The following is a 23,899-nucleotide window of genomic DNA, read 5'->3' on the forward strand; positions in this document are numbered from 1 at the left end:
CGGGGGTGTGCGCGTCACGCGGCTGACACGGACGATGCCATGTGATCGACTTCTTTACCAGGGCACACCGCACATAGTCGGCGACATGAAGATGTGGCGTGACAACAGGTGAACGGCAGTTGAACGGCTCACTCAACGGGCGACGGTAGTGGCAGGGTGAGCAGCATGGACGGTCGTGACCTGGTGCGTTCGGTGAAAGCGGTCGGCTCGGGGGGTACCACTCAGGGGTTGCTCACAGTACGAGCCGCGTGGCGCAGGAAGCGTGCCGACGCCGCCGGGCTGCCGCAGCGGGGGGCCGAGCGGGCACGGGTACCGGGGCCGGTGCTCGGTGTGGAGCCGGGCCCCGGTGGCGGAGTCGTCCGCTTCACCCGCTCGGAACTGCGGATCACCGTCACGATGGGCGGGGCGGTCTTCTGGGGCTGGGACGCGGTCGCGCCGGAGCCGTCGTACGCCCTCGCGGGCCGCTCCCCCGAACCCGACCCGCGGGCCGTTCTGGAGCCGGACAAGGACGGCGGCTGGCGCGTCGTGGCCGAGCGGGTCACGGTGGCGGTCTCACGGCACGGCGCGGTCCAGGTCCTCACGCCCGGTGGTGTGGTCCTGCGCCGGGATCTGCCGCCCCGGTGGTGGGAACCCGTCGACGGCGGCACCGCCCGCTGGATGCAGCGTTCCGAAGTGGCGGCCGACGCACGGTTCTTCGGTCTGGGCGGCCGGGCCGCGGGGCTCCGGCTGCGCGGGGGGACGTACCGGTTGTGGAACACGGATCCGGGACAGGCCTTCGGGCCGGGCGACGATCCGCTGTACCTCACGATGCCTGTGCAGATGGTCGTGGCAGACGCGGGCACGCATCTCGTGTTCCACGACACGTCCTGGGACGGCACGGTGATCCTGCGCGAGGGCAAGGAAGGCGCCGGTTCGGGGCACGACCGGGCCGGATCGTGCGAGCTGCGCATGGACGGCGGACCGCTGCGCTGCTGGATGATGGTGGGGACTCCCGCGCGCGTGCTGCACTCCTGGGCGTCGCTGACCGGTGCCGCGGCTCTGCCGCCCGCGTGGGCCCTCGGGCACCAGCACGCTCGGTGGGGCTTCGGCAGCGAGCAGGAGGTGCGGAGGATCGTCGCGGGCTACCAGGAGCGGGACCTGCCGCTGGACGCCGTACACCTGGACATCGACCACTACGACGCCCACCAGGTGTTCACCGTCGATCGCGACAGGTTCCCGAAGCTTCCCGTGCTCGCCGAGGAGCTGCGGCGCGACGGGATCCGGCTGGTGTCCGTCATCGACCCGGCCGTCAAGGCGGAGCCGGGCAACGCCGTGTACGACAGCGGCCTCGCCGAGGACGCCTTTGTCCGGGACGCCTCGGGGCGGCTCGTGCGGGGCGTCGTATGGCCCGGGGAGGCCGTCTTCCCGGACTTCACGGACGCGCGGGCGCGCGCGTGGTGGGGCGGTCTCTACGAGGAGCGGCTCGCCCAGGGGTTCGCGGGGTTCTGGCACGACATGAACGAGCCGACGTCGTTCACGGCGTTCGGGGAGCCGACGCTGCCGCGTTCGGCGCGGCACGCCCTGGAGGGCCGCGGGGGTGACCACCGTGAGGCGCACAACGTGTACGCGCTGGGCATGGCCCGGGCCGCCTACGAGGGCCTGCGTGAACTCGCGCCCCAGGAGCGACCGTTCCTGTTCTCGCGTTCCGGCTGGGCCGGACTGCAGCGCTACGCGGGAACGTGGTCCGGGGACGTGGCCACGGGCTGGCCGGGGCTGCGGGCGTCGTTGTCCCTGGTGCTGGGGCTCGGGCTGTGCGGGGTGCCCTACTCGGGCCCCGATGTGGGCGGCTTCGACGGCAGCCCGTCGCCCGAGCTCTACCTGCGGTGGTTCCAGCTCGGGTCGTACCTCCCGCTGTTCCGCACGCACGCGAGCCTGCGGGCCGGGCGCAGGGAGCCCTGGGAGTTCGGTGACGAGGTGCTGGAGCACGCGCGCGTGGCGCTCGTCGAACGGCGGCGGCTGCTCCCGTACTTCATGACGCTGGCGCACATGGCGCGCCGCACGGGCGCTCCCTACGTCCGGCCGTTGTGGTGGGGCAGTCCCGAGGACCGGGCGCTGCGCGACTGCGAGGACGCCTTCCTGCTCGGCGACAGCCTCCTGGTGGCTCCGGTGCTGGCCCCGGGTGCGGTCCGGCGGACGGTGCAGCTGCCGCGCGGGCGCTGGTACGACACGGTCACCGAGGAGGCGTACGAGGGACCCCAGCAGGTGGTGGTCGACGCCCCCTTGTCGCGGATTCCGGTGCTCGCGCGGGCCGGTGCCGTCCTGCCCGTACGCGGTGCCGACGGCGGTCTGGAGCTGGAGGCGTGGGCGCCCCCGCGGGGAAGCGGCGGAAGCGGTCTGCTCGTGCCGGACTCGGGCGACGGGTGGGAGGAACCGGAGGCCCAGCGCCATGTGTCCAGCTGGCAGGAGGACGAGGTGGTGGTGCGACGGGCCGACGGCGCGGGAGGCCTGGGCGAGCCGGCGTACCCCGTACGGGTGCGGGGACTCGGGGGACCCCGTCCCTGACCCTCAGATGTACCGCCCCTCGAACCAGGCACGGGCCGCCAGGGTGTGGAGCGGGAAGGCGAGTTCGGCGGGCCGGCGCAGCAGATGCCAGCCTTCCGTCTCGTCGGTGGCGGCGGACCGCGGAAGTTCGGCGGCGGGGCGTTCCGGGAGGAGCCCGAAAAGCAGCAGATGGCCCGCCGGAGAGCTCATCGCGTCGGCGAGCCGCACTTCCCTGCTCGCCGCGTCGATGCCCGTCTCCTCCTTGAGCTCGCGCACGACGGCCTGCCGCCAGTCCTCCCGGTGGTCGATGAAGCCTCCGGGCAGGGCCACGCCCCCGCGCGCGGGGGCGATGGTCCGGGTGATGACGACCAGGGCGGCACCCCGGTCGTCGTAGACGGGCTGCAGGGCCACCGCGACCGGCAGCGGATTGCGGTAGGCGACCGTGCCGCAGGCGGCGCAGGTGCGGGGCCAGCCGGAGATGCCCTCTCCGTAGGGGGCGCCACAGCTCGAGCAGTGCGAATCGGGCGCGAAGTCGGCAGGCGGGTGCGGGGTTTCGGACACGCCGCGGACTGTAGTCCATCACCGAACCGACGTCTTCGGGTCGGACCCGACGAGGCGCCTGAGGCGGAACGGCTCGGGCGGGGCGGACGAGGCGGCCGAAGGCACATCCCGCGCCGCGGTCCGCCGCGGCTGGTGCTCCGGCGTCCGCGGGCACCCGTCGGTCCGTGCGGACGCCCTGCCCAATCGCCTCCCCTCGTGGCACACTTCTGACGTTCCGTCAGATCGAGTGTCCTGGAGGGACCGTGTCGCGCACACGCACACCCGTCGTCACCGGGTGGTTCACCGGGGAAGGAAACGGCTTCCGCCTGCTCGGCACACGGTGCTCGGTGTGTGCCTCGGTGTTCTTCCCCCGTGAGGACGCCTTCTGCCGCAATCCAGGGTGCACGGGCGGCGAGCTGGCGGAGGTGCCCCTGTCCCCCCGAGGACGCGTCTGGTCCTACACGGACAGCCGGTACCGGCCTCCGTCACCGTATGTCACCGATCCGGAACTCGAATGGGAGCCCTACGCGTTGATCGCCGTGGAACTGGAATCCGAGCGCCTCGTGGTGCTCGGCCAGGCGGTTCCCGGGATCACCGTCGCCGATCTGACGGTGGGCATGGAGGTGGAGGTCGTCCCCGGTGTCCTGCACGAGGACGAGGAGACGACCTGGACGACGTGGCACTGGCGGCCTGCAGAGGTGACGGCATGAACGACTCGGGGCGGACAGAGGTGACGGCGTGACCGGTGATGTGGCGGTGCTGGGTGTGGGGATGCACCCGTGGGGCAAGTGGGGGCGCCGTTTCGTCGAGTACGGAGTCGCCGCGGCGCACGCGGCACTGGCCGACGCGGGGATCGGCTGGCGGGACGTCGACTCGGTCGTGGGCGCGGCCACCGTGCGCGGAGGGTATCCGGGGTATGTGGCGGGGGCGACGTTCGCGAAGGCCCTGGGGTGGCAGGGAGCACGCGTGGCGAGTGTGTACGCGGCCTGCGCCTCCGGGGCGCAGGCGCTCGGCACAGCACGCGCCCAGATACTCTCCGGCCTCGCCGAGGTGGTCCTCGTGGTGGGCGCGGACGCGGCACCCAAGGGGTTCTTCCGCCCCGCCGGCGGGGACCGGCCGGACGATCCGGACTGGCTGCGCTTCCGTGTCCTCGGGGCGACGAATCCGACGTACTTCGGGCTGTACGCGCGACGCCGGATGGCTCTGTACGGCGACACCCCGGAGGATTTCGCCCAGGTGAAGGTGAAGAACGCGGCCCTGGGCGCGCTCAACCCCAACGCCCGCTACCGCAAGCCGGTCACGGCCGAGGAGGTCGCCGCGTCGGCCGTGGTCGCCGATCCACTGCGGCTGCTCGACATCTGCGCGACCTCGGACGGCGGCGCCGCCGTGGTGCTGGCCGGCATGGAGTTCGCACACCGGCACGGGATCGCCGACCCGGTCCGGATCCGCGCGGTGTCGACCGTGTCGCCGCACTACCCGAACACCGTGCTGGATCTGCCGGACATCGCCACGGACTCGGCGGCCACCGTCGAGCCCGCGGCCGGAACCTTCCGGGCGTCCATCGCCCGAGCGGCTTACGAGGAGGCGGGTATCGGCCCCGAGGATCTCTCGTTCGCGGAGGTCTACGACCTGTCGACCGCGCTGGAACTGCAGTGGTACGAAGACCTCGGGCTCTGCGGGGAGGGCGAGGCCGCCAAACTCCTACGGGAAGGCGCCACGGCACTCGGCGGACGCATACCGGTGAACGTCAGCGGCGGACTCGCCTCCTTCGGAGAGGCCGTTCCGGCGCAGGCCATCGCCCAGGTGTGCGAGCTGACCTGGCAGTTGCGCGACGGTGCGGGTGACCGGCAGGTCGCCGGGGCACGGGTGGGGATCACCGCGAACCAGGGGCTGTTCGGCCACGGCTCTTCGGTCGTGGCGGTTCGGTAGCCACGCGGCGGTCCTCATCGGACCGGGGGGATCCGAAGGCCACGGGAGACGCGGCCGGCCCTCGGTCGGCTGCTTCCTGGGACGCCCCGAGCGCCTTGTCCGACACGGGCCGCACCGGGCGCGCGTCACTCCGGGGGAGTCGATGCGCGCGGCGCGCCCGGAGCCTCCTCCACACCTACTGTGACGACCCCGGAATCCTGCGTGAACACCTCGTGAATCGCCCACCGGCGTACGCCGTCGGCGGGACCATGCTGCTGTGCCCTCCTGGACGGATATGGTCCGTTTCGCCTTCCAACCGGTCGTCAATCTGACGACCGGAGGGGTCGCGGCGCTGGAGACGCTCGCCCGTCCGGAGTCCGGCGACATCCTGGCGCGAGCCCGCCGCGAGCCCGAACTGGACGGCCGGCTTGCCGCGTTGGCCATCCGGGCCGCCGCCCGCAGGGAGTCACTGCTCCCCCTGCACGTCAACGTGTTCGCCGGAACACTGGCCGACCTCGGCCGGCTCTCCGCGCTGCGCAACGAGGTACGGCAGGCCGGGCGGCTTCCCTGGGAGATCACCGTCGACATCGTCCCGCCGTACACGCACGTGCCGCAGCACGCCCTGCTGGAGGCGGTGGCCACCGTGCGCAGCGAGGGCTTCCGGATCTGCGCGGACGGGATCGGCGACGGCGACGTACCGCTGCGCCTGCTCACGGATCTCGCCCCGGAGCTGATGAAGCTCGACGTGTCCCTGCTGTCGCGGCCCGCGGCGGTCCGGGCGATGCGGACACTGTGCGAACAGCTCGGCGCGCTGCTGTCCGTCGAAGGCGTAGAGACGGAACTGCAGTGCGCCGCGGCGGTGTCGGCGGGCGCGCAGCTCGCGCAGGGCGATCTGTTCGCCCCGCCCGCCCGGCTGCCCTCGGCGGACGTATACGTTCCGGCGCTGTCGCCCGCCGTCCGCGGCGTACCCCGGTCCGGGCCGTCCGTGGGGCAGTTCGTCCGCCCGGCCGCGCTGCTGCCGGCCACCGCGTCGGCCGGAGAGGTCAGAGCCCTGCTCACCGGGTCGCCCGACGTGTCCGGTGTGCTGCTCGTGGATCCGTCCGGGATACCGGTCCGCTCGGTGCACCGGTCACGCTTCCTGCTGTCGATGTCCGGGCGCTACGGGCACGCCCTGTACGCCGACCGGCCCGCCGCCAAACTGGGTGACGCGCCACGTACGGTCGGCGTCGACGCCACGGCCTGGGAAGTGCTCGACGTCGTCGCGGACGGGGACCGGGACCGTACCTCCGACGATGTCGCGGTCGTCGACCGCTACGGGCGGTGCGTGGGCGTCGTACGCCTCGCGGACCTCGTACGGGCGCTGTCGGAGAGCCGGGTCGAGGAGGCGGCGGGGCTCAACCCGCTGACCCGGCTGCCCGGTTCGGACACGATCACCGGGGAGGTGGACCGGCGGATCGCGGACGGCCGGATGTTCGCACTGAGCTGGCTGGACATCGACCATTTCAAGCAGGTCAACGACGGAGCGGGGTTCGCGGCCGGCGACGAGCTGATCCGGGCGGTGGGCCGGATGCTCCAGCACTCGGCGTCCGAGGCGACGCTGGTCGGCCACATCGGCGGCGACGACTTCCTGGTCCTCGCCGACCCCGACACCCTCGACCCGCTGGCCGCGTCGGTGCTCGACACACCCTGGTCCGCGGGCGGCCGCGCGGTCACGCTGTCGCTGGCCACGGTTCTGTGCGCGCCCGGCAGCGTGATCGACCACCGGCAGGCGGCCACCTCTCTGGCCCCCCTCAAGCAGGCCGCCAAGGCTCTGGACGGGGCGAGCTGGGTGCTGGGGCGGGCGGGGTTGCCCGGGCATGAGATCCGGCGCGGCACCGGGACCGGTCCGACGGAGTCGTACGGTCAGACGCTGACCGGCTGAACCGAACGAGCACCTCGCCCTCCCCGACCGGGCGAACATCCGATCACCTGACGGACCGACTGCCCGATCACTCGACCGCCTGATCATCCGGCACCGCCTGACGAGCGATCACATGACCATCCGACAGTCTGGGCATCTGGCCGTCTGGCCGTCTGGCCGTCTGGCCGGAAATGGTCCACTCGTACGGCGCCGACGCCCTCCGCGGGACGTCCATTTCGCGCCTCCAACCGGTGCGGTCCACAACCTTGACGCCCCCTGGGCGCCGGTGAACACTTCCGGGTGTCGTCGGCATCGCCGCAATCGGGCGCCCTCAGGCACCGCATCGCTCGGGTTCCGGCCCGAGCCCAGGGCCGTTCCCCACAGGCGATTCCACAGCAAATGCACGCTCGTCACGGACGCCGGGCGGGGCGCGGGAACTCCCTGCCTTCGGCTGAAGCAGCCATGGGAACGCACTCTGCACGGTGGCCCGGAGCGAATCGTTCCGGGCGAGAGTCCAGGAGCCGCCATGAGCAACGGAGACATCTTTGTCGGCGAGTTGATCGGCACAGCGATTCTGATTCTCTTCGGCGCGGGTGTGTGCGCCGCCGTCACCCTGAACAGATCGAAGGCCCAGGGAGCGGGCTGGATCGTCATCACCTTCGGCTGGGGCTTCGGCGTCCTGGCCGGTGCCTACACCTCGGCGCCGCTGTCGGGAGGGCAGATCAACCCGGCGGTCACCATCGGGTTCGCGATCGAGGGTTCCACGAAGTGGTCGGACGTGCCCTTCTACATCCTCGGCCAGTTCGCCGGCGCCGTCATCGGCGCGGTCCTGTGCTGGCTGCTCTACCTCGGCCAGTTCAACCTCAACGCCGAGGACGACAAGGCCATCGAGACGCTGGGAATCTTCTCGACGCGTCCCGAGATCGACAATCCGGTACAGAACCTGATCACCGAGATCATCGCCACCGCCGCCCTGATGCTTCCCATCCTCGGACTCGTCGGCGGCGGCAAGCATGTCGCCGGCATCGGCGCCGCGGGTCTGCCGGTCCTGCTCATCTCCTTCCTCGTCGTCGGCATCGGTCTCTCGTTGGGCGGCCCCACCGGGTACGCCATCAACCCGGCCCGCGACCTGGGACCGCGCCTCGCCCACACGCTGCTGCCGATCCCCAACAAGGGCACTTCGGAGTGGAGATATTCCTGGATCCCGGTGGTCGGCCCGATCGCGGGTGCCGCCGTCGGCGCCGGGATCTACAACGTGGCCTTCTGACGTAACGCCACCACCCGAAGTGCGGCCTCCTGACGAGACAGCAGCCTCCTGACGAAGAACACGTAAGGGGACGACATGACGGACACATCCGAGAAGTACGTCGCCGCGATCGACCAGGGCACCACCTCCAGCCGCTGCATCATCTTCGACCACGGCGGCGCGATCGTCGCCGTCGACCAGCGCGAACACCGCCAGATCTTCCCCAAACCGGGCTGGGTGGAGCACGACGCCACCGAGATCTGGTCCAAGGTGCAGGCCGTGGTCGCCGGAGCGCTCGCCAAGGCCGGACTGCGCCCCGGCCGGCTCAGCGCGCTCGGCATCACCAACCAGCGCGAGACGACGGTTCTGTGGGACCGGACCACGGGCAAGCCCGTCCACAACGCCATCGTCTGGCAGGACACCCGCACGTCGGCGCTGTGCAACGAACTGGGCGGCCCGGACGGCCAGGACCGCTTCCGCGAGCAGACCGGACTCCCGCTGGCGAGCTACTTCTCCGGGCCCAAGGCGGCCTGGCTGCTCGACAACGTCCCGGGCCTGCGCGCCCGCGCCGAGCACGGTGAGATCGCCTTCGGCACCATCGACTCGTGGCTCATCTGGAACCTCACCGGCGGCACCGACGGCGGGCGGCACGTCACGGACGTGACCAACGCCGGGCGCACCATGCTGATGAACCTGGACACCCTCCAGTGGGACCCGTCCATCCTCTCCGCGATGAACATCCCGGAGGCGGTGCTTCCCGAGATCAGGTCCTCCGCAGAGGTGTACGGGACCGCCGTGGGCCAACTCGGCGGTGTGCCGGTCGCGTCGGCGCTGGGCGACCAGCAGGCGGCGGTCTTCGGCCAGGCCTGCTACGACGTCGGCACGGCCAAGAACACCTACGGCACGGGCAGCTTCCTGCTGTTGAACACCGGCAACAGGCCCGTTCCGTCGAAGAACGGACTGCTGACCACCATGGGGTACAAGATCGGCACCGAGGCCCCGGTCTACTGCCTCGAAGGGTCGATCGCGATCACGGGCGCCCTGGTCCAGTGGTTCCGGGACCAGTTGGGCATCATCCGTTCCGCCGACGAGATCGAGACACTGGCGGCGAGCGTCGAGGACAACGGCGGCGCGTACATCGTGCCTGCCTTCTCGGGCCTGTTCGCCCCCTACTGGCGCTCGGACGCGCGCGGTGTCGTCACCGGGCTCACGCGGTACGTCACGAAGGCGCACCTCGCACGGGCGGTCCTGGAGGCCACGAGCTGGCAGACGCGTGAGGTCGTGGACGCCATGTACCAGGACTCCGGGGTACGGATCACCACCCTGAAGGTGGACGGCGGCATGACCAGGAACCATCTGCTGATGCAGCATCAGGCGGATGTCCTCGGCGTGCCGGTGATCCGTCCGAAGGTCTCCGAGACGACCAGTCTGGGTGCCGCGTACGCGGCGGGGCTCGCGACCGGGGTGTGGAACGACCTCGACGAACTGAAGTCGCACTGGCAGAAGGACGTCGAATGGACGCCGTCCATGGAGGCATCGGTGCGCGACAGCGAGTACGACAACTGGCGCAAGGCGGTGGAGAAGAGCTTCGGCTGGCACGACGACACCGTCGGGTGACCCCGGCGCCCACGCGCGTGTGCGGCTCGGGTGAGGCACGCGCGCGTACATGACCGCGGCCCGTACCCCGGTCGGCGGGGGTACGGGCCGCACCCACGCGACGTGACGGCCGCGGGGCCGCGCGTGCGTCAGGTCGTGACGGCCTCACGGGCGGCGGCCGCCTGCGCCATGGCGTGCTGGACGACGCGGATGAGAACCTCCTTGACCGACTCGCGGTCCCGCGCGTCGCCCAGGACGACGGGCACATCCGGGTCGAGGTCGAGGGCCTGGCGGACGGCGTCCGCGGGGTAACGGGACGCGTCCTCGAAGCAGTTGACTCCGACCACGAAGGGAATGGAGCGTCGCTCGAAGTAGTCGACCGCGGCGAAACAGTCCTCCAGGCGGCGGGTGTCGGCCAGCACGACGGCGCCCAGGGCACCGGTGGCGAGCTCGTCCCAGAGGAACCAGAAACGGTCCTGTCCGGGGGTCCCGAACAGATAGAGCACCAGGTCCTCGCGGAGCGTGATCCGGCCGAAGTCCATGGCGACGGTCGTGGTGTGCTTGCCCTCCACACCGCTGATGTCGTCGATGGGCCGGCCCGCCTCTGTGAGGACTTCCTCGGTGCGCAGCGGCCTGATCTCGCTGACCGCGCCGACGAGGGTCGTCTTGCCCACGCCGAAGCCGCCCGCGACAAGGATCTTGAGCGTGACGGGCTCGACCGGAGGCTTGCCGCGCTCAGAACGCCCGAAGATCATCGGTCTCTTCTCCTGCTGTGTGGGGGTTGTGCGACGGTGGGCCGTAGCCCCCGCCGCCGGGGGTTTCGATGACGAGTACGTCTCCGGGGCCGACGTCCGCCGTATCGCTTCCGCCGAGTTCCGTGACGGTGCCGTCGGCGCGCTCGACCCGGTTGACGCCGAGAGCACCGGGCCCGCCGCCCGCCATGCCGTACGGCGGCACCCTGCGGTGCTGTGAGAGCGTCGAGACGGTCATCGGCTCCAGGAAACGAATACGTCGTACGGCGCCGTCGCCGCCCCTCCAGTGTCCGGGGCCGCCGCTGCCGTGTCGAATCGCGAACTCGTCGAGCCTGACGGGCAGTCGCCACTCGAGGACCTCGGGGTCGGTGAGCCGCGAGTTGGTCATATGGGTCTGCACGACGGGAGCACCGGGGAAGCCGTCGCCGGCGCCCGAGCCGGAGGCCACGGTCTCGTAGTACTGGTGGCGCTCGTTGCCGAAGGTGACGTTGTTCATGGTGCCGGAGCCCTCGGCCTGCACTCCCAGGGCCGCGTAGAGGGCGCCGGTGATCGCCTGGGACGTCTCCACGTTGCCGGCGACGACGGCGGCCGGGGGCTCGGGGGCGAGCATCGACCCCGGCGGCACCACGATGCGCAGGGGGCGCAGACAGCCGTCGTTGAGCGGGATGTCGTCGTCCACCAGGGTGCGGAAGACGTACAGGACCGCGGCGTTGACGACGGCGAAGGGTGCGTTGAAGTTGGTGGCGAGCTGTGCGGACGTGCCCGTGAAGTCGACGGTGGCCGAGCGTGTCGCGCGGTCCACGGAGACGCGGACCCGGATGACCGCCCCGGAGTCCGTCTCGTAGGCGCACTCTCCGTCCTCGAGCGTGTCGATGACGCGGCGCACCGCTTCCTCCGCGTTGTCCTGGACGTGCCTCATGTACGCCTGGACGACGTCGAGCCCGAAGTCCTCGATCATGCGGCCGACTTCGTCGACGCCCTTCCGGTTGGCGGCGATCTGGGCGCGCAGGTCGGCGAGGTTCGTCTTCGGGTTGCGCGACGGGTGAGGCGGCGCAGTGAGCAGGGCCAGTGTCTCCGCCTCCCGGAACTGTCCGTTCTCGGCGAGCAGCCAGTTGTCGAAGAGGACGCCCTCCTCGTCGATGGTCCGGCTGTTCGCCGGCATGGAGCCCGGGGCGATGCCGCCGATCTCGGCGTGGTGGCCGCGCGAGGCGACGTAGAACAGGATCCGCTCACTCTCCGTGCCGAAGACCGGGGTGATCACGGTGACATCGGGGAGGTGGGTGCCGCCGTGGTAGGGGTCGTTGACGGCGTAGGTGTCGCCGGGCCGCATGGTGTCGCCGCGCCGCCGGACGACCTCCTGCACGCTCGTGCCCATGGAGCCCAGGTGGACCGGGATGTGAGGGGCGTTGGCCACCAGGTTGCCGTCGGGGTCGAACAGGGCGCAGGAGAAGTCCAGGCGCTCCTTGATGTTGACGGACTGGGCGGTCGATTCGAGTCGGGCGCCCATTTGTTCGGCGATGGACATGAAGAGGTTGTTGAAAACCTCGAGCAGAACGGGATCCGCTTGCGTGCCGAGATCGGAACTCTCCGTGACCGTCGCGCGTTCCATGACCAGATGCCCGTCGTCGGTCGTTGCGGCCCGCCAGCCGTCGTCGACGACGGTTGTCGTGCCTGCCTCGGCGATGATCGCGGGTCCGTCCACGGTCTCACCGGGCGGGAGTTCCTCGCGGCGGTGCAGGGGCACTTCGCGCCAGGAGCCGTCGGTGTGGAGTCGGACGGTCGGCGCGGCGGCAGGGCGGGATGCGGATCCGGCTTCGCGCGGTGCGAGGGCGGAGAGGTCGGGGGGTTCGGTGAGACCGGTGGCTTCCACGGAGAGGGCTTCGACGACGACCGGGCGGTCGAGGGTGAAGGAGTAGGTGGCGTGATGACGTTCTTCGAAGGCGTGGGTCATGGTGTCGGGTTCGGTGAGCTCGACGGTCAGTGCCGTGTCCGTGCCGTCATAACGGAGCTGGGCCCGGCGGGTGATCCGGATGCGGTGTTCGGGGACGTCCTCGGCGAGGAGTTCGGCGCGGGTGGCGCTTTCCAGATCGTCGGCGGTTTTGAGGATGCCGGGCATCGAGGACGGTTCGAGGCGTGCTTCGACGGACTGTTCGCGCATGGCCGTGGTGTCGGCGAGTCCGATACCGAGGGCGGACAGGACGCCTGCCATGGGCGGGACCAGGACGGTGCGGATGCCGAGCGAGTCGGCCACCATGCACGCGTGCTGGCCGCCGGCGCCACCGAACGTGGTGAGCGCGTAGCGGGTGACGTCGTGGCCCTTCTGTACGGAGATCCGCTTGACGGCGTTGGCGATGTTGGCCACGGCGATCTGCAGGTAGCCCTCGGCGACCTGCTCGGGGGTGCGGGCGTCGCCGGTCCTGTCGTGGATCTCGCGGGCGAGGGCGGCGAACCGGTCCCGGACGAGAGTGTCGTCGAGGGGCTGGTCCCCGCCGGGGCCGAACACTTTCGGGAAGTGGGCGGGCTGGACGCGGCCGAGGGCGACGTTGGCGTCGGTGACCGTCAGCGGACCGCCGTTGCGGTAGCAGGCGGGTCCGGGGGCGGCTCCGGCCGAGTCGGGGCCTACGCGGTAGCGGGAGCCGTCGAAGTGGAGCACCGATCCGCCGCCCGCGGCGACGGTGTGGATGTCGAGCATGGGGGCGCGCAGCCGGACCCCCGCGATCCGGGTGGTGTAGGTCCGTTCGTAGTCTCCGGCGAAGTGGGAGACGTCCGTGGACGTTCCTCCCATGTCGAAGCCGATGACGCGGTCGTAGCCGGCGAGCTGCGACATCCGGGCCATGCCGACGATGCCGCCCGCGGGGCCCGACAGGATGGCGTCCTTGCCGCGGAACTGTCCGGCCTCGGCGAGGCCTCCGTTGGACTGCATGAACATCAGCCGTACGCCCCGGAGTTCGGCCGCTACCTGCTGGACGTAGCGGCGCAGCACGGGCGACAGGTAGGCGTCGACGACGGCCGTGTCACCGCGCGGCACCAGCTTCATCAGCGGGCTGACCTCGCTGGAGAGGGAGACCTGTGGGAAGCCGACACGTGTCGCCAGCTCGCCCACGGCCTGTTCGTGGGCGGGGTGGAGATGGCTGTGCATGCAGACCACGGCGACCGCGCGGATGCCGTCGTCGTACGCCTCCTGGAGGGATGCGGCGAGGGCGTCCAGATCGGGGGCACGAAGGACGGTGCCGTCGGCGGCGATCCGTTCGTCGACCTCGATCACGCGTTCGTGGAGCAGTTCGGGGAGTTCGATCGCGCGGGCGAAGATGGCCGGGCGGTTCTGGTAGGCGATGCGCAGGGCGTCGCGGAAGCCCCGGGTGGTGACGAGGAGGGTGCGCTCCCCCTTGCGTTCCAGCAGAGCGTTGGTCGCGACGGTGGTGCCCATGCGGACGGCGTCGACCCGGGCGCCCGCGTCGTCCTCTTTGCCGCCGAGGAGTTCACGGACGCCCGCGACGGCCGCGTCGGCGTAGCGGTCCGGATTGTCGGACAGCAGTTTGTGCGTGAGCAGCCGGCCGTCGGGGCATCGCGCGACGATGTCCGTGAAGGTCCCGCCCCGGTCGACCCAGAACTGCCAGCCTGTCACGTCTGTTCCCCGTTTCCGCCGAGCTCAGAGCGCCCGGAGGCCGCTGATCACGTCGCGCAGAATACTCTCGTCCGGCAGTTCGGCAGGGGGAACGGGACGTGTCACATGGACCATTTCGTCATCCACCAGGTCGCCGATCAGGACCCGCACCACTCCGATGGGCAGATCGAGTTCCGCCGCGAGTTCGGCGACCGACTGGGGGACACCACGGCAGAGTTCGACGATGTCCACGTGTTCCGGGGACAGCGTGTGGTCCGCCTCGGGGTCCTCGGCGTGCTGTTCCGTGACCACCAGCGCGATCAGATCGAGGCGGTGCTGGGCCGCGCTGGTGGTGCGGCCGCGGGTCATGGCGTACGGGCGGACCACCGGTCCCGCCTCGTCGTCGAACCAGTGGCGTCTTCCCTGACCGTCTCCGCTCATGTCATCCCACTACCCGCCCGAGGACAGATCGGTGCGCGGGCTGGAGGCCAGATGTACGCCGACTCGCTTGACGAGCAGCGTCATCTCGTACGCGACCTGGCCCACGTCGGAGTCGGCGTCCGAGAGGACGGCGAGGCAGCTGCCGTCGCCGGCGGCCGTGACGAACAGGAAGGCCTCGTCGAGTTCGACGACGGTCTGGCGGACACTGCCCACCTCGAAGTGCCGGCCGACGCCCTTGGCGAGGCTGTGGAAGCCGGAGGCGACGGCGGCCAGGTGTTCGCTGTCCTCCCGGGTGAGGTCCTTCGAGGCCCCGGTGGGAAGGCCGTCGCCGGAGAGCACGATCGCCTTGTTGATACTGGCGACGCGGTCCACCAGTTCGTCGAGCAGCCAGTTCAGTTCACCGGACACATTGCTGGTCGCGGTGGGCCCTGCGGCCTTCGGTGCGGTCATCGACCATCCCCCTTTGTCGTTCCTCGTGCTGAGCCGTCCTGGGCCTGGTCGCCCTCGGCGTTCTCTTCGCGGCCGCGCTGCCAGCCATGCTGGAGCGAGGCCATACGGCTGCGTACTTCTTCGGCGTCCCGTTCGACGGGGTCCGGGCCCGTGCCGTCGCGGCCCTTGCCGCGCTCCGCGAGCCGTGCCGGTCCGTCCTTCAGCTGCGGGGCCAGGTTCGCCTGCCGGACACGCCGGGGAAGCGGGGCTGTACCCGCTTCCGTCTGCCCCGCCGCGGTGTCGCGGCGCAAAGTCGTTTCCTCCGGGCTCGCGGCGGACGCCGTCGTACGAGTGCGCCGGGGCAGAGCCGGGGCGTCGTGGCGGCCGGATGCGTTCGGACGGTCGGTGCCCTCACGGAGACCGGGAGTTCCGGTAGGTTCGGGGGCCTCGTGGAGAGCGGGTCTCCCGGGTGCGCCGATGGCTCCGGGTGTCCCGGGGGCACCGGAGCGTTCACCGCCGCGCCGGACCGAGGCGGCCGATCGCTCGCCGCGCCGCTTGGGCAGTGGCTTCGCGCCTTCGAGTTCGGGCACACGGTGTTCCCGGTGATCCGCGTTCTCGCCCCGTCCGGGGTCCCGCCGCGTTTCGAGGTCCTGGGTCGTGCCCTCGTCCGCCTGGTCGCGCCAGGATCTGGTCGTCGTGACCGGACGGCCGTGGGAGCTGACGAGCTTGGGGGTCCCGCGTCGCGGCAAGGGGACCGGAGCGCCGTCCGGACGGTCGTCGTCCCCCGGGCCGGCGGGCTCGTCGCCGTCGCCGGTCTGCTGGTGCCGCCCTGCGGGAACCCCGGTGATGGAGCGCCGCGGCCGGAACAGTCCTCCGCGTTCGCTGTCGTCGTCGCCGAGTGCGCCGGGGAATCCGGTGAGCGTGTCCAGGTCGACGGGCACGTCCAGCTCGACGGGGCCGTCGAGGACCGAGGCGGGCAGACCGGGCAGCCGCGCCGACGACTCGGTGAGTGCCGCGCCGGCCCGGTCCTGGGTCTTGCGCTCCTTGGCGGGCAGGGTGCGGTCGAGGCGGAATCCGATGCCGTTGGTGTCCGGGACGTCGTCGGTGAGCAGTGCGTCCGGCATGAAGACGACCGCGGTGGTGCCGCCGTACGGGGAAGGCTGGAGCGAGACGCGGACGTTCTGCCGCTGGGCGAGCCTGCTGACCACGAAGAGGCCGAGCCGGTCGGTGTCGGAGAGTTCGAACTCGGGGGTCTCGGCGAGCCGCAGGTTGGCGTCGAGCAGCGCCTCGGCGGTCATGCCGAGGCCGCGGTCGTGGATCTCCAGGGTGAAGCCGTTGGCGACGCGTTCGCCGACGACGTGGACGGCCGTGTGCGGCGGCGAGAACACCGTCGCGTTCTCCAGGAGCTCGGCCACGAGATGGGTGACGTCGGCGACGGTGGGACCCGTGACGGCGACGCGCGGCAGTCGGCGCACCTCGACGCGTTCGTAGTCCTCCACCTCGGCGACGGCGGCGCGGACGATGTCCATGAGCTGGACGGGTTTGCGCCACTGCCGGGACGGCGCCGCGCCGGACAGGATGACGAGTCCCTCGGCATGGCGGCGCATGCGGGTGGTCAGGTGGTCGAGGCGGAACAGGTCGGCGAGTTCGTCGGTGTCCTCGGTCCTGCGTTCCATGGTGTCGAGGAGGGTGAGCTGCTTGTGGAGCAGCACCTGGCTGCGGCGCGCGAGATTGACGAAGACCTCGGAGACACCCTCACGCAGTTCGGACTGTTTGACGGCCGCCTCGACGGCGGCACGCTGAAGGGTGTTGAGGGCCTGGCCGACCTCACCCATCTCGTTCCTGTCGTACTCCAGGCGCGGCACTTCGGTCTCGACGTCGACCTGCTCACCCGCGGAGAGCCGGCGCATGACGCTGGGAAGCCTTACGCCGGACGCCTCGTGGGCTTCCATGCGCAGGCGTCGCAGGTCGCGGATGAGGCTCCGGCCGATGCGGACGGACATGACGAGCGAGATCAGCAGGGCGATCAGTCCGACCACGCCGGCGCCGACGGCCTGGAGGATGACGCCCAGGGCCACGGGCCTGACGCGGTCCCGGTAGTGGTCGCCCGCCCGGTCCTCGAGTTCGCCGAGCTCGGCGAGCACATGCCCGGCCGCGCCGTCCCAGCTCTTCGCCGTGACGCCGCTCGGCGAGCCGTCCGTGGAGGCGGCGACCGTCTGTTCGGCCGCGCGCAGCGGCCCGGTGCCGGCGTTGTCCCAGTAGCGCTCGAAGCGGGCGCGGTCCGCGGCGGGAAGGAGCGGCAGGCTGATGTCGTACAGCAGCGTGCGCTGGGCCACGAGGTCGGAGACTTCGCGGAGTTCGTCCCGGGTGATGTGACCGGCGACCAGTGCGGAGCCGAGAAGGGCGTCCTCACGGGAGAGCAGTTCGCGGGCGCGGGACACATTGACGAGGGCGCGGCTCTCCTTGTCCAGTTCCACGTCGTCGACCACGTGCAGGTTGGCCAGCAGCACGTAGCAGGGATCGATGAGACGGTCGTAGAGGCCGAGTGCCTGGACGCGGTCGAAGGTGCCGTCCTCTATGCCGCTGCGCAGCGAGGAGATCCCGTCGACGGCGTCCAGGAGCGAGGTGAGGCGCTCCGCGGTGCCCCCGCCGAGTTCCTGGCGCACGCTCTTGTCCTTGGCGTTCCTGCGGACCTTCGCCAGGACGCGGTCCGTGGCACCACGGCTGCGCTTGAGCGCCGCGAGCCCGTCGGACGCGCGGGGATCGGCCAAGTAGACGAGTGTCTGACGGCGTTCCCGCTGGAGAACCCTGACGGTGTCCTCGGTCGGGTAGCCGATCTTCTTCACGACTTCGGAAACGCTGAAGAGTTGGCTGGCTTCACGACCCGTGAGCAGGGTGGCGAAAGCCCAGATCGCGGCCAGCGACACCAAGGGCACGAGGAGCAGCGCCACAATCTTCCGGCGGATGGACTTCCCGCGAAAGCGCATGGCCTCCCCCAGCTCGACCCCCTCCAGGCCGGGGGTACACATGTGCGTCAACAAACGGCGTGAGCCTACTACTGACACGGAGCCGACTCGAAAGGCGTCTGGAGCGTGGTTCCGGCTCGACGGGGAACGAGACATGGGGAGTTGTCCGTTCATTGGGGGAGATTGCTCCCCTGGATATGGCAGTTGGGGCCGGATCCCATCGGATCGGGGAACTTTGTCAGTTGGCCGAAATTCTTCGCTCAGCGGGAATCTTCGGGGCAGGTCGTTCGTCTGTCTGTACGGGAATTGGGGGCGGAATCGGCCACAGGTGCCGCATGCCGCGCCCAGTCGGCGTAAAAGGACGCAAGCCGGGCAGTCACTGGGGGGCGGGGGTCGCAAGACACCCGTGCGAGAGGACTGCTGGGCGGTGGGGAGTGACAAGTTGATGGGCACGGCGGAGCGGAGCGGGTCACCCGCTGCTGAGGTTGCGACACGGAAGGCGGCACAACTGGCCACCCGGGTACCGGATGACGGCATTCCGGCGGCGGGGCAAGGCCGTCCGGACGCGCGGTCGGCGGCGGACAGGCCCGGCACGGCGGACCTCCAGGACACCGCCCCCGACAGGGGCGGCCGAGCCGAGGAGAAAGGCGCCGCCACGGACGGATACGAGGACCACGAAGAGCGGGCGTACTACCGGCCGTTGTGGATCGAGGAGCCCGCGCGCAAGCGCCGGTTGCCCGATCCGGTGCGTACGTCCGCCGTGCGTGCGGTGCTCGTCATCGCGGTCACGCTGATACAGGCCGTGGTGGCGTTCCTGTGCACGATGGCGGAGTCCTGGCTGGCGTTCCCGATGGTTCTCAGCAGCGTGGCCAGTACGGTCGTCGCCACCTGGGCCGCCCTTGACGTCTGGGTGACACGGCAGGTGTGGAACCAGCGGAACGGCGTGGTGTCGGTGCCGAGCAGCACGGCGCGGGCGCTGCGGCGCGAGCGCCGCAAGGCCAGGCGTCAGGCACGGATCTCCGCGCGGGCGCAAGAGCGGATACGCAGGCGGGGCGGGGCCGGACAGCTGTCGCACTCGTAGCGGAGCGGCAGCCGCCGACGTCGGTTATCACGACTCAGGCGTGCGGGGAGCGGCCGCCGGACAGTTTCGCTCCGGCGGCCGTGCCGGGAGGAAGCAGCCCGGGTGGACGAGCACACCATGAAGAAGAGTGCGGGGAACCGCGTCGCCGAAGAAGAGTGGGGGACCGCGTCGTCGGCGGTCGGCGGCACGCGATTCCCCCCACCCGTCCCCGTCCCACGGCTCCGTCGCTACGGGGTGACCGGCGCCGGTCGCTTGAACATCCGTGTCGCGGTGATCTCGGTGTGCACGGCTTCCCCGGCGGGGGCCTCGCGCGGCAGTCCCGGCCGCAGATGTTCCTCCACCCTGATGTACTTCAGCCCGGCGCGAAGGTCGGCGTCATTGCGCAACCGGATGACAAGGGGGAACTCGGCGAGCGCGGTCGTGTCGAACAGGCCGGTGGTGTAGAGGAGCTGGACGCCGAGCGCGTCCGAGACTGCCCGCTGGAGCTCCAGCAGATACGTCGCGTTGGCGCGCCCGATGGGGTTGTCGAGGAACAGGGTGCCGGCGTGCCGGTGCTTGTCACGGCCGCGGTCGTTGCTGCGCAGTGCTGCCATCGTGCAGTACAGGGCGATGGCAGCGGTGAGGAGCTGGCCGCCGGAGAACACGTCGCCCATCTGTCCGACGGGGACGCGTTCGGCGCGCAGCACGGCGTCCGGCTTGAGGATCTCGACGGCGACGCCCTTGGACTGGAGCGCGGCGCTGACTCCGCGCAGCAGCAGCGACATGCCGTCGCGCCGCATGTCGGAGTTCTTCTTGACCGCCGCGCGGGTGGCGTCGTCCACGACCTCGCCGAGCCGCTCGGTGAGGGTGGCCTGGTCGGGTTCCTCGAAGCGGATGCGCAGGAACTCCTGTCCGGACCACTCCCCCAGTCCCTCCGGCAGTCTGGACAGCCGCTGGGCGGACCGAAGGGTGGCGAGCGAGGACTCGACGAGTCCGCGCAGCCGGTCCACGATCGAGTCCCGGTTGCGCTCCAGCTGCGCCAGTTCGTCGGTCAGCACACGCAGCCTGGGGGCGAACGCGTCCGCCCACTTCTGTGCGTGCTCGGGCAGGGAGGAGGCGGGCAGCTCGCGGATCTGCTGCCGGGCGGGGGTGCGTACCTGCTCGTAGCGGGTGGCGTTGGCGTGGCGCACGAGGATGTCGCAGGCCTCACGGACGGCGGCCTCGGCCGTGGTCAGGTCGGCGGCGCAGCCGCGCAGCGAGCGGCGGCTCTCGGCGGCGGAGTTCCGTGCCTCGTCGAGCGTGCCCGGATAGGGCTCGGGCTCGTCCTGCTCCTCGTCGACGTGTTCGCGGAGCAGGTCCCTGAGGAGTGCGGCCGTCTCGTCGAAGCCGCCGGCCCCGTCCTCGGCGGACCGGTGGGCGTCGAGGAACTCCGCGTGCGCCTCGCGGGCTTGGTTCAACGCCTCGGTGCGGGAGGCGAGTTCGGTCGTGGCGGTGCGCAGGAGGGCCTGGGCCTGCTCGGCGTCGACCGGAACCAGCTCCTCCGCCAGCTCGGTGTGGACCTCGCCCTCCTCGGGCGCGTGCCGCTCCGCCTCGCCGCGCAGCCGTCCGAGCTGTTCGCTCGCGGTCGACATCCGGGTCTCCAGGAGCTGCACCAGTTCCTCGGCACGTGCCGCGGCGGCCTGGCGGGAGGGGCCGTCCGAGCCGTCCGGTGACTCCAGGAGCTGCCCGGCGCGGGTGCGGACCTTGTTGCTGAGCCGGTTCAGGTCCGCGAGGGCCGCGCTCTCGTCGCTCTCGGCCCGTGCCTGCTCCGCCCGCAGGTCGGCGCCCACGCCGACCTTCTCGTAGAGCTGCGACGCGGCCCGGTAGGCCTCGCGCAGAGCAGGCAGTGAGGCCTTGGCCGCGGCCGTCCCGTCGTGTGTCACCTCGTCGGGGGCCCCGGCGATCTCCGCGCGTTCGGCGCGCAGCGCGCGGGCCGTGCGGCGGGCGTCGTCGGCGGCACGCTGGGTGGCGCGGCGGTCCTCGTCGGCGGCGCGGGCGCGTTCCAGGCATACCTGGGCGCGGGCCTCCGACTCCGCCGCCTCGTCGGCGAGCTCGCGCAGCTGGACCTGCCATCCGGCGCGTTCGCGCAGCCGGAAGGCGAGTCCGGCGAGCGCGTCGGCGGCACGCCGGGCCTTCTGCGCGGTCTCCTGCCGCTCGTCGCGTACGTGGGCCGCTTCGGCCGCCGTCTCGTCGGACTCCGCCCGGACGGTGCGGGCCTCGGCCAGCTCGGCCTCGCTCTCCTCCGCGAACGCGCGCGCGTCGCGGGCGGTCGCGGCCAGCTCGGCGAGCCGGCCGGCGGGGCAGCCCGTGCGCCAGGACGCGAGGCGCGCGGCCAGCTCCCGGTCCTTGCCCAGGCGAGCGGCGAGCGTGCGGATCTCTTCGTCCCGCAGGCCCGTCCGGGCCCGCAGGGCCTGGCGCTCCTCGTCGGCGGCGTGCTCGTCGTGCATGGCCGGGTTCGGCGGTACGAGGAAGACGCCGCCGTCGTCCGCGTCGGCGGCCGGGGTCGGGGCGAGCAGGGCGGCGGCCGTGCCGACGGCGACCGTCGAGCGGGGCAGCAGCGCCGCGTCGCCGAGGACGTCACGGGCCCGCGCATGGGTGTCCGGGTCGGTGATGATCACGCCGTCGACGAGTTCGGGCCGGGCGGCCAGGACGCGCGCGTGGTCGACGGGGTCGACGGCCTGGGCGAGGTAGCGCCACCCGGGCAGCGCGGGGATGCCGTGCTCGCCGAGGTACTCGACGGCGGCGAGGACGTCGGGGCCGGGCGGCAGCAGCCCGCCGTCGCCGAGCGCCCCGAGAATCCGGGCGTCGTCGGCCGCCGCGGTGCGCAGTTCGAAGAGCTGCCGCTCCGCGGAGGCGACCGTCTCGTCGAGAAGCCCGCGGAGTTCGTCGGCGCACCGGTCCAATTCTTCGGCAGCCAGCGGCGGACCGGCCGGTGAGCCGACCGGGCCGTCGGAGTCCGCGTCACGGCGCGGCTGGGGAACGCCGAGGCGGGTGCCGGTGCCCGGCAGGCTGAGCAGCTCCGCGAGCCGTTCCTCCTGGGCCAGGGCCTCGGCCGTGCGCCGCTCCGCTTCGTGCGACCGCTCCGCGGCTGTCGCCGCGTCCGCAGCGCGGGCGGCCGTCAGCTCGGCGCGGGACTCGGCGGACGCCGCTTCCCGCGCATGGTCGGCGGCGCGCCGCGAGGCCTCGCGCGCGGTGTCCCAGGCGGCGACGGCGTTCTTCTCCGCGTCGCTGGCGGCGAGGGCCGCCCTGGCCGGGTCGGCGTCGGGGGCGCTGTCGTCGAGCCAGCCGGCCCGGACCGCCTCGGTGGTCTCCTGCTCGACCTCGGACAGCCGCTGGCGCAGATGCCCGACCTCGCTGCGGGCCCGCTGCGCGGCGGTGGCGGCGGCCGTCGCGTCGGCGTGCGCCGTCTCGCCGGCCTCCTGGAGGCCCGCGGACCGCTCCTCCTCCTCGTTGGCGAGCGCCTCGGCGCCCTCGGCGGCCCGGTGCAGCGCGCGGACGAGATCGACGGCGGCCGTGGCACGGGCCGCGAGCGCGGGAGCTGCGTCCCGTTCGGCCTCGCGGATCGCGTCGGCGACGCGGGTGGAACGGTCGGCGGCGGCACGGTGGCGCAGCACGGCCTCGGCGGCCTGCCAGGCGGCGTGCAGGGTCCGCGCGTCGGCGAGCTCGCGCTTCTGTGCGGCGGCCGACTTCTCCGCGCCGGCGAGGGCCAGCGAGGCGTGACGGTAGGCGAGTTCGGCGGCGATCAGGGCGCTGCGCTCACGGGCACCCTCGGCGTGGGTGACGCCGTACGCGGCGGCGGTCACGCGCTGGGCGAGTTCACCGGCACGCACGCGCTCCCGCACGGCCCGCGCGGACAGCCGGCGTGCCAGGGTCCTGGTCCGCCGCTCGGCGCCGGTGTGGATGTCACGCGCGCGTGCCCGTGACCCGGCGGCGTCGACGATCCGGCCGAGCAGATCCGCGGAACCGGCGGTGAAGTCGCGCTCGGCGATGAGCTCGGCCCTGCGCCCCAGCTTGTTGCCGAAGCCGCCGACGAGGTCGGCGAGCCCGTCGGTGTCGCGGGTGTCGGTGACGGCGCGCAGCAGCAGATCGGTGAAGTCGGAGTCCTTCTTGACCGCGAAGAGGCCGGCGGCCTCGCCCTCGTCGGCGTTCATCTCCCGCTGGTAGCGGAAGAGTTCGGGGTCCAGGCCCAGGTCGCCGAGGTGCTCGTTCCAGCGGTCGTGGATCTCCTCCCAGTGCACCTCCAGGTGCGGGTAGGCCTTGCCGGCCTCGGTGATCGCGTCGCGGAAGCCCTTCATGGTGCGCCGCCGCCCCTGCGCTCCGGAGGCGCCCTCGACGGGCGGCCGTACCGAAGTGGCTTCGGCGACGGGCAGGTTGTCGAGGCTGAGCCCCGGTCCCGGCCGGAACGAGTACCAGGCTTCGGCGAACTTCCGCGGGTCGTTGGAGACCTGCCGCCCCCGCCACTCGCTCGCCTTGCCGACCACCACGCACTCACCGGTCAGCGTGTGCTGCCACTCCAGCGCGACGTGTCCGCAGTCGTCGGCGAGCAGGAACTTGCGCAGCACGCCGGAACTGGCGCCGCCCAGGGTGTTGCGGTGGCCGGGGAGCATGACCGAGAAGATCAGCTTGAGCAGCACCGACTTGCCGCCGCCGTTCTCCAGGAAGAGCACACCGGCCGGCGCGGGCCGGCGCGGCGGGCCGACCGGTTCCTCCGCGAAGAACTCCGCCTGGGTGGGCGCGGGGTCGGGCACGGGCTCGCCGACTCCGCGCAGGTCCAGCACGGTGTCGGCGTAACGCGCGCCGGCGGGCCCGATGGAGTAGAGGCGGACCCGGGACAGCTCGTACATGGCGGCGGACTCTCGTAGTCGAAAGGGGGGTGAGGTCGTAAGGGGGAGCCGGGG

General features: G+C 71.8%; 14 protein-coding genes. 7 read left to right on the forward strand and 7 right to left on the reverse strand.

Annotated features, from left to right (window positions below; all coding sequences use genetic code 11):
* The first annotated feature begins 165 nt into the window (after nucleotides 1-165).
* Nucleotides 166-2,541 carry a glycoside hydrolase family 31 protein gene (locus OG410_RS08290; RefSeq protein ID WP_329298527.1) on the forward strand — a complete coding sequence of 792 codons (2,376 nt, stop codon included), beginning with the start codon at nucleotides 166-168 and terminating at the stop codon, nucleotides 2,539-2,541.
* Between the two features lie 3 nt (nucleotides 2,542-2,544).
* Here the strand turns inward: OG410_RS08290 and OG410_RS08295 are convergent, their stop codons facing one another.
* Nucleotides 2,545-3,081: an NUDIX domain-containing protein gene (locus OG410_RS08295; protein ID WP_329298528.1), complete on the reverse strand. Its 537-nt coding sequence runs from the start codon at nucleotides 3,079-3,081 to the stop codon at nucleotides 2,545-2,547.
* 242 nt (nucleotides 3,082-3,323) lie between these two features.
* On the opposite strand from OG410_RS08295, the gene OG410_RS08300 reads away from it, so the two are divergent.
* From OG410_RS08300 to glpK, 5 genes are all read left to right on the forward strand, one after another.
* Nucleotides 3,324-3,770: a Zn-ribbon domain-containing OB-fold protein gene (locus tag OG410_RS08300; protein ID WP_329298529.1), complete on the forward strand. Its 447-nt coding sequence runs from the start codon at nucleotides 3,324-3,326 to the stop codon at nucleotides 3,768-3,770.
* 28 nt (nucleotides 3,771-3,798) lie between these two features.
* Nucleotides 3,799-4,989 (forward strand): lipid-transfer protein, encoded by a 1,191-nt coding sequence (locus tag OG410_RS08305; RefSeq protein ID WP_329298530.1) that lies wholly within the window; start codon nucleotides 3,799-3,801, stop codon nucleotides 4,987-4,989.
* Nucleotides 4,990-5,245: 256 nt separating this feature from the next.
* Entirely contained in the window at nucleotides 5,246-6,889 is a 1,644-nt protein-coding gene (locus OG410_RS08310; RefSeq protein WP_329298531.1) for a GGDEF domain-containing protein, read from the forward strand.
* Nucleotides 6,890-7,394: 505 nt separating this feature from the next.
* Nucleotides 7,395-8,135, forward strand: coding sequence for an MIP/aquaporin family protein (locus OG410_RS08315; protein WP_329298532.1), 741 nt, complete (start codon nucleotides 7,395-7,397; stop codon nucleotides 8,133-8,135).
* A gap of 75 nt (nucleotides 8,136-8,210) precedes the next feature.
* Nucleotides 8,211-9,731 (forward strand): glycerol kinase GlpK, encoded by a 1,521-nt coding sequence (glpK, locus tag OG410_RS08320; RefSeq protein ID WP_329298533.1) that lies wholly within the window; start codon nucleotides 8,211-8,213, stop codon nucleotides 9,729-9,731.
* A 128-nt stretch (nucleotides 9,732-9,859) separates the two neighbouring features.
* On the opposite strand, the gene OG410_RS08325 is transcribed toward glpK, so the two are convergent.
* The 5 genes from OG410_RS08325 to OG410_RS08345 are packed head-to-tail and all read right to left on the reverse strand — an operon-like array spanning nucleotide 9,860 to nucleotide 17,923.
* A complete protein-coding gene (locus OG410_RS08325; RefSeq protein WP_329298534.1) occupies nucleotides 9,860-10,465 on the reverse strand; it encodes a GTP-binding protein in 606 nt (201 codons plus the stop codon).
* Nucleotides 10,446-14,087, reverse strand: a complete 3,642-nt coding sequence (locus OG410_RS08330) for a hydantoinase B/oxoprolinase family protein (RefSeq protein ID WP_329298535.1) — start codon at nucleotides 14,085-14,087, stop codon at nucleotides 10,446-10,448. The genes OG410_RS08325 and OG410_RS08330 overlap by 20 nt, the downstream gene beginning before the upstream one ends.
* A 24-nt stretch (nucleotides 14,088-14,111) precedes the next feature.
* Entirely contained in the window at nucleotides 14,112-14,507 is a 396-nt protein-coding gene (locus OG410_RS08335; RefSeq protein ID WP_328666732.1) for a DUF742 domain-containing protein, read from the reverse strand.
* Nucleotides 14,508-14,516: 9 nt separating this feature from the next.
* The gene (locus tag OG410_RS08340; protein WP_329298536.1) at nucleotides 14,517-14,957 is read right to left on the reverse strand and encodes a roadblock/LC7 domain-containing protein; all 441 of its coding nucleotides are present in this window, start codon (nucleotides 14,955-14,957) and stop codon (nucleotides 14,517-14,519) included.
* Entirely contained in the window at nucleotides 14,954-17,923 is a 2,970-nt protein-coding gene (locus OG410_RS08345) for a sensor histidine kinase (RefSeq protein WP_329304055.1), read from the reverse strand. The genes OG410_RS08340 and OG410_RS08345 overlap by 4 nt, the downstream gene beginning before the upstream one ends.
* Nucleotides 17,924-18,347: 424 nt before the next feature.
* Here OG410_RS08345 and OG410_RS08350 point away from each other — a divergent pair, with 424 nt between their 5' ends.
* Nucleotides 18,348-18,983, forward strand: coding sequence for a hypothetical protein (locus OG410_RS08350; RefSeq protein ID WP_443063879.1), 636 nt, complete (start codon nucleotides 18,348-18,350; stop codon nucleotides 18,981-18,983).
* Nucleotides 18,984-19,210: 227 nt separating this feature from the next.
* Here OG410_RS08350 and OG410_RS08355 read toward each other — a convergent pair whose 3' ends face one another.
* Nucleotides 19,211-23,845, reverse strand: coding sequence for a hypothetical protein (locus tag OG410_RS08355; RefSeq protein ID WP_329298538.1), 4,635 nt, complete (start codon nucleotides 23,843-23,845; stop codon nucleotides 19,211-19,213).
* Between the last annotated feature and the right edge of the window lie 54 nt (nucleotides 23,846-23,899).

Origin of the sequence: Streptomyces sp. NBC_00659, assembly GCF_036226925.1 — a bacterium.
Classification (GTDB): Bacteria; Actinomycetota; Actinomycetes; order Streptomycetales; family Streptomycetaceae; genus Streptomyces.